The 13220-nt window shown below is 66.6% G+C and carries 3 protein-coding genes, 1 tRNA gene and 2 pseudogenes; 3 read left to right on the top strand and 3 right to left on the bottom strand.

Annotated features, from left to right (window positions below):
• Positions 1-210: 210 nt before the first annotated feature.
• Positions 211-6750 (top strand): RHS repeat-associated core domain-containing protein, encoded by a 6540-nt coding sequence (locus tag ACFU95_RS49755; RefSeq protein ID WP_383844166.1) that lies wholly within the window; start codon positions 211-213, stop codon positions 6748-6750.
• A gap of 1258 nt (positions 6751-8008) precedes the next feature.
• Here the strand turns inward: ACFU95_RS49755 and ACFU95_RS49760 are convergent.
• The 3 genes and pseudogenes from ACFU95_RS49760 to ACFU95_RS49770 form a co-directional block, all read right to left on the bottom strand.
• Positions 8009-8089: transfer RNA gene (locus ACFU95_RS49760), tRNA-Arg, on the bottom strand.
• Positions 8090-8634: 545 nt separating this feature from the next.
• Complete coding sequence (locus ACFU95_RS49765; protein WP_383844169.1) at positions 8635-8835, bottom strand: hypothetical protein; 201 nt, start codon at positions 8833-8835, stop codon at positions 8635-8637.
• Positions 8832-12263: pseudogene (locus ACFU95_RS49770) on the bottom strand (RHS repeat-associated core domain-containing protein); the annotation flags it as partial. The pseudogene ACFU95_RS49770 and the gene ACFU95_RS49765, both read right to left, overlap by 4 nt.
• Between ACFU95_RS49770 and ACFU95_RS49775 the strand changes: the two are divergent.
• Both ACFU95_RS49775 and ACFU95_RS49780 read left to right on the top strand, forming a co-directional pair.
• A pseudogene (locus ACFU95_RS49775) lies at positions 12237-12332 on the top strand (hypothetical protein); the annotation flags it as partial. The pseudogenes ACFU95_RS49770 and ACFU95_RS49775 sit on opposite strands and share 27 nt — an antisense overlap.
• 54 nt (positions 12333-12386) lie before the next feature.
• Positions 12387-13166: an RHS repeat-associated core domain-containing protein gene (locus tag ACFU95_RS49780; RefSeq protein WP_383844172.1), complete on the top strand. Its 780-nt coding sequence runs from the start codon at positions 12387-12389 to the stop codon at positions 13164-13166.
• The last annotated feature ends 54 nt before the right edge of the window (positions 13167-13220 follow it).

Here is a 13220-nt window from a genome sequence, read left to right on the forward strand (position 1 = left end):
GGTGGGGCCCGCAGGCCCCACCCACCCTCGCCCCCTCGCCCGCTCACTTCCGTGCTGCTCGACCGCGCCGCGTGACCGTGCGGACGCGCCATCGAGATCCGGCGTTCCGGGCGCTGCTGCCCGAGCGCTACCCGCCCATTCCACTTTCTGAGAACCGGGGACCTCACCTTGTCTTCAAGACCCTTCCGTAATCGGCTGCCAGGGGCGGTCATGCGCCGCTGGCTCGGCCGTGGCGCGCTCGTCGCCTCCCTCTCTCTCCTGCCACAAGTCATGATCCCCTCGGGCTATGACTTCGCTGCGCTGGCCCAGACCCAGGCTGCCCGCAAGAAGCTGGAAGACCGGCCCGAGTCGAAGATCGACAAGGTGGGTGTGCTCAAGCCCGGTACGTCCAAGGCGCCGAAGGACAAGGCCGCACCGGCGTCCCGCAAGACCCGTGAGCGGCTGAAGGACGCCCGCTGGCCCGAGGCCGGCAAGGCCACCGCCGAGGTCGCGGCGTCCCGCAAGGCTGACGTCACCGTCGGCGGGCTCGGCATAGCGCTGGCTCAGGAGCCCGCCAGCTCGTCGGCCAAGCCAGCGAAGACCGGGACGAAGACCAAGAAGAAGGCGACCGGTCCGGTCGAGAAGGTGGCTCTGCGCGTCCACTCCCGGTCGGCCGCGAAGAAGGCGGGCGTCAACGGTGTCCTGCTCACCGTCGACCCGGCGGGAGCCGCGTCCAAGGACCTGGCCGGGGACAGCGACAAGCTCCGCCTCTCCCTGGACTACTCCTCCTTCTCCGACGTCTACGGCGGCAACTTCGGGCCCCGCCTGCGCCTGGTGAAGCTCCCGGCATGTGCGCTGACCACCCCGCAGAAGAAGTCCTGCCGCACCCAGAGCCCTATGGCGGGCGAGGACAACGACACCGCGTCACAGACCCTGACGGGCACCGTGTCCGCGGGCACTCTCAAGGCCGGCACCCCGATGCTGCTGGCGGCGGCGGCCGACAGTTCGGGCGGCGGAGGCGACTTCAGTGCCACCTCGCTCTCCCCGACCGCGACCTGGGAGGCCGGCGGCAGCACGGGTGACTTCACCTGGAACTACCCGCTGCGGGTTCCCCCGGCCACGGCAGGCCCGGCGCCGAACCTGTCCATCTCCTACAACTCCGCCGCGGTGGACGGCCGTACGGCCGGGGAGAACAACCAGACCTCCGTGATCGGCGAGGGCTTCTCGATCACCGAGTCCTACATCGAGCGCAAGTACGGCTCCTGCAAGGACGACGGCCAGTCCGGCAAGGGCGACCTGTGCTGGAAGTACGCCAACGCCACCCTCGTCCTCAACGGCAAGGCCGTCGAGCTGGTCAACACCTGCGCCGACAAGGCCGCCTGTGACACCGCCGCCCAGTCCCAGGCGTCCGGCGGCACCTGGAAGACGAAGAACGAGGACGGCACCCGCGTCGAGCACTTGACCGGAGCCACCAGCAACGGCGACGACAACACCGAGTACTGGAAGGTCACGGACGCCTCCGGCATCCAGTACTTCTTCGGCAAGCACCGCCTGCCCGGCTGGAGCGACAAGGGCACCACCGACACCACCGACGACGACCCGGTCACCAACTCCGTGTGGACCGTGCCCGTCTTCGGCGACGACTCCGGCGAGCCCTGCTACAAGTCCACCGGCTTCGCCGACTCCTCCTGCAACCAGGCATGGCGCTGGAACCTGGACTACGTCGTGGACACCCACGACAACGCCTCCACCTACTGGTACGGCAAGGAGACGAACTACTACTCCAAGAACGCCAACACCACCGTCAACGGCACCGGCTACACCCGCGGCGGCTACCTCAACCGCATCGACTACGGCCTGCGCAGCGACCTGATCTACAGCAAGCCCGCCGCCCAGCAGGTCCGCTTCACCTACGCCGAACGCTGCCTCACCTCGTGCTCCAGCCTGACCGAGGACACCAAGGCCAACTGGCCCGATGTGCCCTTCGACATGATCTGCGCGGCCAGCACCAAGTGCACCACCCAGATCGGCCCGTCCTTCTTCACCCGTAAGCGCCTCACCGACATCACCACCTCGGTGTGGACCGGCACCGGCACCACCCAGCGGGACGTGGACACCTGGCACCTGGACCAGAGCTTCCCCGACACCGGTGACGCCTCCTCGCCGAGCCTGTGGCTGAAGTCCATCCAGAACACCGGAAAGGCCAACACCACCACGGCCGCCATGCCTGCGATCGTCTTCGGCGGCATCCAGCTGTCCAACCACGTCGAGGGCAGCAACCCGGACAACCTGCGCTACATCAAGTGGCGGGTGCGCACGATCAAGTCCGAGACCGGCTCGACCCTCACCGTGAACTACTCCGACCCCGACTGCATCTGGGGTTCGAGCATGCCGGCGGCCGTCGACAAGAACACCCGCCGCTGCTTCCCGGTCAAGTGGTCTCAGTCCGGGGCCGAACCGGTCACCGACTGGTTCCACAAGTACGTGGTCACCTCCGTCCTCCAGGACGACCCCTACGGTCACGCCGACACCGGCGAGACGTACTACGACTACCAGGACGGCGCCGGCTGGGCCTACGCCGACGACGAGGGCCTGACCAAGGCCGCCAACCGCACTTGGTCACAGTGGCGGGGCTACAAGAAGGTCGTGCAGACCGGCGGTAACTCAGAGGGCCCGCGCAGCAAGAAGTCCACCCTCTACATGCGCGGCCTGAACGGGGAGAAGGAACTCGACGGCACTGCCCGGGTGGAGAAGGTCACCGACTCCACCGGCACGGCCATCGACGACTCCCGCCAGTACGCCGGCTTCGTCCGCGAGACCATCGTCTACAACGGCATCGAAGAAGTCAGCGGCACCATCAACACCCCCTGGTCCCACAAGACCGGCAGCCACACCTACAGCTGGGGCACTACCGAGTCCCGGATCGTCCAGGCCGGCGAAACCGAAACCCGCACCAAGACCTCCACTGGCACCCGCACGGTCAAGCAGAAGAGCACGTACGACACCACGTACGGCATGCCGATCACCGTGGAGGACAGCGGCGACGCTGCCAAGACCGGCGACGAGTCGTGCGTGAAGACCAGCTACGCCCGCAACACCTCGGCCTGGCTGGTGAATCTGGTCTCGCGGACCGAGACCTACGCGGTTGGCTGCGCGACCATCCCGGCGGTCCCCGGTGACGTCGTCTCGGACGTCGCCACGGCCTACGACGGCCAGGCGGTCGGCGCGGCGCCCACCAAGGGCGAGATCACCGGCTCCTACCGGGTCGCCAGCTACAACGCGGTGGACAAGACCCCCGTCTACCAGAAGGTCTCCAGCTCCACCTACGACAAGCTGGGCCGCCCGCTCACCGAGACCAACGCCCTCGACCGCACGGTCAAAACCACCTACGTCCCCGACGACACCGGGTACGGCCCGCTGACGTCCAAGACCACCACCTCTCCGTCCCCCCAGCTCTTCACTTCCACCACCACGGTGGACCCGGCCTGGAGCACGGCCACCAAGAGCACCGACGCCAACGGCAACGTCACTGAGTGGTCCTTCGACGCGCTCGGCCGCCTGCGGTCGGTCTGGAAGCCGGACCGCTCCCGCGCGCTTGGCGACGCCGCCAGCATCGTCTACGCCTACAGCATCAACAACGACAAGGAGACCTGGGTCCGCACCGACGCCCTCAAGGCCGACGGACAGACCTACAACAGCTCCTACGAGATCTTCGACGGCCTGCTGCGCTCCCGCCAGAAGCAGGTCCCCGCGCCTAACGGCGGCCGGGTGATCTCCGAAACTCTCTATGACGACCGCGGTCTGGCGTACATGGCCAACAGTCAGGTCCACGACAACGTCGCCCCCGAGGGCAAGCTCGCCAACACCTTTACCGGCTCCGTCCCCGCTGCGACCGAGACGGTCTTCGATGCCGCCGGCCGCGCTACTGAATCGATCTTCCGGGTCTACGGCCAGGAGAAGTGGCGCACCAAGACCGACGAACAGGGTGACCGCACCGCCGTCACCGCCGCAGCGGGCGGCACCGGCACCCTGACCATCGTCGACGCCCGCGGCCGGATCACCGAGCGCCGCGAGTACAGCGGCCCTGCCCCGACCGGCAGCGACTACACCCGAACCCTGTACGAGTACACCCCCGGCGGTCAGATCGAGAAGATGACCGGCCCGGACGGGGCGGTCTGGACGTACGGCTACGACCTGCGCGGTCGCAAGACGACCTCCACCGACCCTGACAAGGGCACCGTCACCACCACCTACAACGACGCTGACCAGCCGCTGACGGTCAACACGACTCTCGACGGCGCCGCCCGAACGCTGATCACCGGCTACGACGAGCTCGGCCGCAAGACTGGCACTTGGGATGGGGTGAAGGACACCGCTCACCAGCTGACCAAGTTCACCTACGACTCCCTGGCCAAGGGACAACCGACCGCCTCGATCCGGTACGTCGGCGGCACCACCGGCAAGATCTACTCCCAGGTCATCACCGGCTACGACGCGCTCAGCCGTCCCAAGGGCACCAAGACCGTCATCGCCGCCAGCGACCCTCTGGTGACGGCCGGCGCGCCGCAGACCTTCACCACGTCCACCACCTACAACATCGACGGCACGGTCCAGTCCACCTCGATGCCCGCGGCGGCCGGCCTGCCCGCCGAGACCGTCACCAACAGCTACAACGGCCTCGGCCTGCTCACCGGCACCGACGGCATGACCGACTACGTCCAGACCATCGGCTACTCCCCGTATGGCGAGATCGAGGAAACCCGCCTCGGCACTTCCACCGGGGCCAAGCAGCTCCAGATCCTCAACCGCTACGAGGACGGCACCCGCCGCCTGGCCAACACCCACACCGTCGACCAGACCAACGCCGGCTACACCAGCGACGTGGACTACGTCTACGACGCCACCGGCAACGTCCAGTCGATCACCGACAAGGCGAACGGCAAGGACACCCAGTGCTTCGCCTACGACGGCTACCGCCGCCTGACCGAAGCCTGGACCCCCTCCTCCAACGACTGCGCCACCGCCCGTTCGGCGACCGCTCTAGGTGGCCCGGCCCCGTACTGGACCAGCTGGACCTACAAGCCGGGCGGCCTGCGCGACACCCAGACCGAGCACAAGGCCACCGATAACACCACTACGGCCTACGGCTACCCCGCCGTCAACGCCAACGGAACCGGCCAGCCGCACACCCTGACCTCCGTCACGGTCAACGGCGGCACGGCGAAGTCGTACACCTACGACGAGCAGGGCAACACCACCAAGCGCTACGGCCCCACTGGCACCGCGCAGAGCCTCACCTGGGACATCGAAGGAGAACTCACCCGCCTCACCGAAGGCACCAAGACCACCGACTACCTCTACGACGCCAACGGCGAACTGCTGATCCGCCGGGGCTCCGACAAGACCGTCCTGTACCTGGCCGGCCAGGAACTCCACTACGACACCATCGCCAAGAAGTTCACCGCCCAGCGCTACTACCCCGCCGGCGATACCACCGCCATCCGCACCGAGACCGGACTGTCCTGGATGGTCGACGACCACCACGGCACCGCCTCCATGACGGTCGACGCCACCACCCAGGCCGTCACCCGCCGCTACACCAAGCCCTTCGGCGAGGCCCGCGGCACAACACCGCAGACCTGGCCCGACGACAAGGGCTTCCTCGGCAAACCCGCCGACACCGGCACCGGACTCACCCACATCGGAGCCCGCGAGTACGACCCGGCCACCGGACGCTTCCTCTCCGTCGACCCCGTCCTCGCCCCCGACGACCACGAATCCCTCAACGGCTACGCCTACGCCAACAACACCCCCGTCACCAAATCCGACCCCACCGGCCTGCGGCCGATCACGGGCTGCGAGCAGGGGTGCAGCGACGGCAAGGGCGGCACCTACCGCGACTACATGACCATGGGCCCCAATGGGACCTGGGTGTACCACTCCACGAAGACCTACACCAAGACCTTCCATTACCAGAAGGGGGGCGGCGGTACCGGAAGCGGCACCATGACCGTCACCGTTCGCACGGACGGGGGCGTGAGCACGGCAAAGGTCGTGTTCAAGAAGGGCCCTGACCCGAAACCCGAAAAGAAGGAAGCGCCCCGCTTCGACCTGCTGATGGGTAGCTACCCTGTCCCGGCGAACCAGGCTGCCAAGGACCTCCTCCACGACCGGCCTAAGCTCGAAACCTGGCAGAAAGTCGTGTTGGGTGCTATCTCGCTCGTGGCAGCAGCCGTGATCCTCGCCCCGGTCGCCGTCGCCGTGGGCCAGGGATGCCTTGCCACGGCCCCGGTGTGCGCTGCGGAAATCGCGGAGATGGCGACCGGCGGAGCTTCCGGCGGAAGCGCGGTTGTCGGCGGTTCCGCAATCGTGGGAGGGTCCCTCAAGGCCATCAACGCGGCAGAGCACGGCGCGCCCAAAAATTGGTACAACTGTGGTGCGTGTGCTATCGCGACAGACAGCGCGCTCTCAGGCAAGCCCATGAAGGCGTGGGACAGTGGCGTACTGGCCCCTGAGGCCCTGGAAGAGTACTTCGGAAGTACCTTCAAATATCAGAAGGCCGGTGCAGCTGGGGTCGTGGATGAGCTTCACAAGGCAGGTGACGGAGCACGTGGAGTGATCTTTGCCTGGCAGGAGGGTTCGGACATAGGTCACTTCTTTAACGCGGTAAACCATGGAGGGAACGTGAAGTTTCTCGACGGACAGGCCGGCGGATACGCCGACCTTGATTGGGATCATTGGGAACTCATGCACACGGGTGGCGCGAAGTGATCTCTCTGGAAGCCGCCACGCTGGCTGCACAAGAATTCGGTTCTCGGAATCTTCCCGAAAGTGACGGATTGCGATTGGGGTTTCGTTTTCGAGGGATCTCCCGGTCTGGCCTCTATCTGTTTCAGATCACCGTGAATCCACCGTCTCAGAATGGAAGGCCAAGGTTTGGCGGTAGTCCCGGAGTCGTTGTCGACTCAGAGAGCGGGAATTGTCGCTATGTGCGAGGCCACTCGGAGTACAAGGATCTTCTGCGCGAGGTGGCTGACAGGACTGACGGGGGGCCGGCTAACTCCGCAAGGTGACACATCAGCTTGTGGATTAGGGGCCCGGGGGCTACTGGAAGTTCCCTGTGCTTCCAGCATGCGTGGTTAGCTCTTGCTGATCCGGTCGCCAGTAGTATTCTGCCCTTCGGTGGGGAGCGCTCCTACGCATCCCCACCGAAGGGCTCAAATTTCGCACAGCGAACCGCACTCCGCTAGAGATGTCGACGAAACCCTTCACGTCGAATCGGAACTTCTGCCTCTGTGTGGGCACCGGGCCGTCTGGCCTGGTGCCCACGCGGCTTTTCAACAGCGTGCCGCGCGCACGGTTCACTCGGAGTTGGAAACGGGTTCGTGCGGGGCAGCGAACTGCGTCGTGGTGTGGTCGAGAAAAGATCAGTGACTGCGGCCCGCGCACAGCAAACCGGAGCTCCCGATCGCGACGGCCCGTCTGCTGTGGGAGTTGGTGCGACGCCCTTCCGAGGGCGTGGACTTCGCTATCCAGCGGACTGTGCGGCCTACTCCCATATGGGTGCGTGACTGCCAGGACCGCCTCGGAGTGCGGCCACACGTCCGCAGCGCAGGACGGGAGCCGATGGACAACACTTTCCGTACACGAAGGCATTTCAGGCTGCTTTGGTGTGCTTTGCTGCCGAGCTTGGCGGATGAACCGGGCGCAATGAGCAACGACCCGCCAAACCGTTTGCATTACGGTGTGCTGTTGGCCGCATGCATGCAGGTCGCACGCGGGTTTTCGGCCGAGGAGGAGATGGAGGCCACCGGTCTGTGGCGAGTCCGGTACCTGGCGGCGCGTGCGGCGAATGAATCTCTAGTGAAGGGGCCTTGACCTGCAGAAACCTGCCAGCAGGAGAGGTCGGAATCGGCATACAGGGGAATGCGCGGCCGAAAAGAGCAACGGTCAAAGACCGTGTGCTTTTTGGCGTGTACGCAAACTTCCGACCTGTGTTTCTGCAGGTCAGGAGGTTTTCCCGGAGTGCCCCCGGCAGGATTCGAACCTGCGCACACGGCTCCGGAGGCCGTCGGCTTCCCGCGTGTTTTCGCAGGTCAGCGACCTGCCTGACGTCTTGTCAGGACCGCCGTCCCGCGCATGTCCCACGGAAATGAAATGCCCCATTTGGTTGCCTTGCCTCGATCATTCCCTGCGGCGGCCGATCCATGCACCGTGGCGTAGATCCCGACTTCCTCGGGCAGCGTAGGGGTATATGGTGCGCCCTCAATCGAGCAGGGAGGCTGTCCGGAGCGGCGCTCTTGGTCTAGAAGGGTGCCGGCGAACGGCCGCCTCCTGGCGGCAGCCGGCCGCGGTCCACAAGGGCGGTTTCCTCGGCGATGTGGACTGGGTGCGACGTCATTTCGGGACTCTGCTCAGCGTTCGGTCGATGTCGGTGAACAACTCCGCTGCTGCCGCGATTGCTTCACGAAGGGCCTGGCTTACCGCTCGTGGGTCGTCGGTAGTAGGAGGGCCCTCGTCGTGCTATCAGCCGCAAGCAGCCAGGTGTCGGGCGTTGAACAGGGTTATGTGGGTGTGAGTAGCGCTCCGCCCCGCTGGGTGACACCCAGCGGGGCGGAGTTGGCCTGCCGATTGGTCAGTGAGCCGCCACGACCGCTACGGGATGTGGTCGAGGAACGGGCGGTCGTGTTCGCGCATCAACGCGATGACCCGGGTGGCCAAGGCGTTGTCCTCGATGAGCAGGGCCCGCTGCGTTCGGGTGTTGTAGATGGCCTCTCCGGCGGTCGTACGAATGACGACCCAGCCGTCCTCTGTTCCGTTCCAAAGAAAGGCGTACTCGTCGGCTTCGCTGGTCATTTGAGTTGGCTCCACTCCGAGATGCCTTCCTTGGTGAAAGTGGTCACGAGGCCGTTGCGCCCGACAGGGACGATCTTCGAAGACTTCATGGGTGATCCCGCTGCTTCGAATAGTCCCAGGAGTGCCTTGTCCTGGGCACTCGGCGACACGCTACCGCGAGGATGTGTGTGGTACACGAGGATGCTGTCGCCGCGGACAGGTATCTCTACGCGGTTGTGGACGCCGGAGTAGAGGAAGTACTCGCCGCCCGTTCCCTTGGCACCAGGGCCGAGCCTGTAGATCACGGCGAACTCGACACCGTGCTTGACGGTCAGGTTTTCCAACTCGGTGACGGTCGGTCGCTTGCTGAGGGCGACGCCTGCGAAGCCCGGCAGGCCCTCGCCTTTACGGGCTCCGTACAGAAGTCGTGTCACAGCGCCGGCGCCGCTCTCGGCCGCGACGCCGCCGGGATTGACCGCGGCACGGCGCCATCCTGTGAGGCCGCCGATCCCCACGAGAGCGATCTGCTTTGTCAGTTCCTCGGCTGCCTCCGCGTACAGGTCGGCCAGGGCGTCGCAGCCTTGCTGGCGGAGCATGTACTCGGCGCGGTAGAGGCGGTAGGCGGGGCGGACGGGGAGGTACTTGTCGACGAAGGCTCCGGCTCCGCCGTTCTCGCCGGTGAAGGCGTCGTGGGCGTCCCCGAGGAACACGAAGGGTGACTTGAAGACGTCGACGAAGGCGTCACCGAAGATGCCGAGTGCTTCGCCGAGGCTGTCGACGCGGTCGTTGGGGTCTTCGGGGGTCAGGCCGCTCGGGTCGGTCAGGAGGGTGGGGACGTTGTCGGCATAGGCGTATGCCGACGCGTACGGATTGCTGCGGTCGGGAGTTGCAGGATCCGGCCGGTTGAAGCGGCCCGTGGCGGTGTTGTACTGGCGGGCGTGCAGGTCGAGGTTGCCCGTGGTGGTCTCGTAGCGGGCGCCTGTGTAGGACGGGGTGGCGGCGGGGGCGCCGCTGGTGACGGTGTTCAGCACGCGTGTGCCGTACGGGTCGTAGGCCCAGCGCTGGTGCAGGGTGCCGGTGCTGCCCGCGACGTCGACGGGGGAGCCCTGTGTGTCGTGGTGGTAGTAGAAGACGGCGCCGGCGCCGGTCTTGGTGGCGGCGGGCTGGCCGAGCGGGTCGTAGCGGTAGGACTGCTTGATGGCCCAGGCGCTGTCGTACTCGGTGGCCAGGATCGGCAGCGGGGCGTTCGGGTCCCACTGGGTGCGGCTGGTGACCGTGCCGTCCTTGGCTGTGGTGACCTGGTTGCCGCTGGAGTCGTGGTCGTAGGTGTAGTTGGCGCCTGCCACCGTGGCGGTGGATATCTGCCCGGCCAGGTCATAGGTGTAGGTGTCGGCGCCGGCCTTGGTCTGGTTGCCCTCCGCGTCGTAGTCGTAGGAGGTGGTCGCGGTACCGGTGGTCGTTGAGGTGAGCTGGTCGGCCGCGTCGTAGGCGTAACTGGTACTGGCGGTACCGAGGGTGGAGGTCAGCCGGTTGCCGACCTTGTCGTAGGTGTAGGCGGTGGTGCGGCTGGCCGCGCAGCCGGTGACCCAGGGCTGCGGGAAGCAGCCGGAGGTGAGGCGGCCGGCGGTGTCGTAGGTCAGGTCGTAGCCGCCGGTTCCTACGCTGGCGCGGGTGACGTCGACGTGGGTGGGCAGGCCCGCCGCCGACAGGGTCAGCGCGGTCTTGGTGATGGTCGTGCCGGCCTTGGACGAGGTGACGGCCGTCAGACGGCCCGCCCGGTCGTAGGCGCGGTCCTCCGTCTCGGTGTTGGGCAGTGCCGATTTGGTCAGGTTGCCCGCTGCGTCCCAGGTGTACGTGGTGGTGGCGCCGTCGGCCGCCATCGTGGCGGTACGGCCGTCGTTGTCGTAGCCGTAGGTGATGGTGTTGCCGTCGGAGTACTTGCGGGTGAGCATCTGCCCCGCGGCGTCATAGGTGTAGGAGAAGCCGCGGGTCTTGGTGAGGTTGCCGACCTCGTCGTAGACGAAGTCCTCAGCGACCTTCGAGTTGGCGCGGGCGGTCATGCGACCGGCGTCGTCGTAGCCGAAGGTCGCGTCGGGTGTGGCGTCCGAGTAGTCGATCTTGGTGAGCAGGCCGCGCGGGTCGAACGAGTAGCTGGTGGAGCCGCGGGGCGTGGTCTTCTTGGTGAGGTTGCTGTCGGCGTCGTAGGCGTACGCCGTGACTCGGTTGAGCGGGTCGGTGACGGAGGTGAGACGACGGTCGTCGTCGTAGTCGTAGGCGGTGACGTGGTTGTTGCCGTCGGTGCGATTGGTGACGTTGCCGACGGTGTCGTAGTCGTAGGCCGTGGCCGCTCCGCCGGGGGCGGTGACCGTGGTGAGCTGGTCGAGCTTGTCGTAGTCGTAGGTCGTGGCGCGTTTGCCGGCGTCAGTGCGTTTGGTGACGTTGCCCACCGCGTCGTACGCCGTGGTGGTCACACCGCCGAGCGGGTCGGTGACGGACGTGACGTTGCCGGCCGGGTCATAGCCGTAGGTGGTGGTGTACTGGGTGGGGTCGGCGCCGGTGGCGTTGCCGCGCGGGTCGACCGAGGTGGCCTGGCGTCCGTCGTCGTCGTAGGTCCAGCTCTCCTTCCTGCCCAGCGGGGAGGTGCGGCTGAGCAGGTTGCCGTCCGCGTCGTAGCCGTACGTGGTGGTCTTGGTGAGCTGATTGGTGCTGCTGGTCAGCCGGTTGTTCTTGTCGTAGACGGAGGTGACCGTCTTGCCCTTGGCATCGGTGACCTTGGCGACGTTGTCGTTGCCGTCGTAGGTGTAGCCGGTGGTGTTGCCCTCCGGGTCGGTTACCACCAGGGGCCGGTTGATCGCGTCATACGTCGTCGTGGTGAACGCGCCGGTGGGGCCGGTGACCTTGGTGCGATTGCCCGCCGCATCGTAGGTGTAGGTCGTGGTGTAGGCGGCCGGGTCGGCGCCGGTGACGTTGCCGCGCGGTGAGACGCTGGTGAGCAGGCGGCCCACCTTGTCGTAGGTGTAGGTCGTCTTGTTGCCGGAGGCGTCGGTTTCGGAGGCGAGCCGCCCGGAGGGGTCGTAGGTGCGCGTGACGAACTTGCCGGACGGATCGGTGGTCCGGGTCAGGTGTCCGGCGTCGTCGTAGTCGAAGGTGCTGGTGTTGCCCGCCGGGTTCTTCGCGGACGTCAGCTGCTCGGCGCCGTTGTAGCCGTAGGCGGTGGTGCGGTCCAGCGGGTCGGTCGCCGAGCTGAGCAGCCCGCGTCCGTCGTAGGTGTACTTCGTCGTGTAGGCGGCCGGGTCGGCGCCGGAGACGTTGCCACGCGGGTCGGTCTTGGAGGTGATGCGGCCGGCGCCGTCGTAGGCGAAGGTCGTCTTCTCGCCGAGTGGGGTGGTGACCGATGTTCGGTTGCCCGCCGCGTCGTAGCCATAGGTGGTGGTCTTGCCCCGCGGTGCTATACCTGGGACGCCGAGGACCACCTCACCGCCTGCACCACCCCCGACGGCACTACCTGGCGTTACCGCTACGACCCCCTCGGCCGCCGTACCGCCAAACAGCGCCTCGACGCCGACGGGGACGTGGCCGAGGAGACCGTCTTCACCTGGGACGGCGTCCAGGTCATCGAACAGACCACGACGACCCGGGCCGGAGCCCCGTCGATCGTGCTGACGTGGGACTACGACGGCCTCGCACCCGTCGCCCAGACCGAACGAGCCCTCGACCCCGAAACCCAGCAGGCCGTCGACGCCCGCTTCTTCGCCATCATCACCGACTTGGTCGGCACCCCCACCGAACTGGTCACCCCCGACGGCGACCTCGCCTGGCGGACCCGCAGCACCCTCTGGGGCACCACCGCCGTGGCTCGCGGCGCCACCGCCCACACCCCCCTGCGCCACCCCGGCCAGTACGCGGACCCGGAGACCGGCCTCCACTACAACCTCTACCGCCACTACGACCCCGCCACCGCGCGGTACACCAGCCCGGACCCCCTCGGCCTCGCGCCTGCCGACAACCCTGTGTCATGGGTCCACAATCCCCACACCTGGGCGGACCCGTCCGGTCTCGCCGGATGCGAGGTCTCTTACGGCAGGACAGCGGGTGAGGGCGAGAACCTCAAACGGTGGGCCAAAGTCGGCGACGACGACTGGCAGTTCAACACCGGACATGGCTATGACCGTGAGCACACAGGGCCCGGCGGGGTGAAGAACGACCTACGGAGCACTGGCCTGTCCGCGGACCAGATTGAGAAGTCGATCGTCAGGGATGTATACGATTTCACCAAGGCCGGAGGAAGCGTTCCGCAACCTGGTCCAGGCGTTAACCTCGCGCTTTCACGAGGTGGGCTGTCCAAGAGTTGATCAGAAACACGGAAAGTGCCCTTGACCTGCAACGATAGGACTTGCTGAGGGTCC

The organism is Streptomyces sp. NPDC057623 (genome assembly GCF_042800355.1).
Classification (GTDB): domain Bacteria; phylum Actinomycetota; class Actinomycetes; order Streptomycetales; family Streptomycetaceae; genus Streptomyces.

Coding starts and splice junctions, on each gene's coding strand:
- ACFU95_RS49765 (WP_383844169.1), bottom strand. CDS start 8,835: ATGACCAGCGAAGCCGACGAGTACGCCTTTCTTTGGAACGGAACAGAG.
- ACFU95_RS49755 (WP_383844166.1), top strand. CDS start 211: ATGCGCCGCTGGCTCGGCCGTGGCGCGCTCGTCGCCTCCCTCTCTCTC.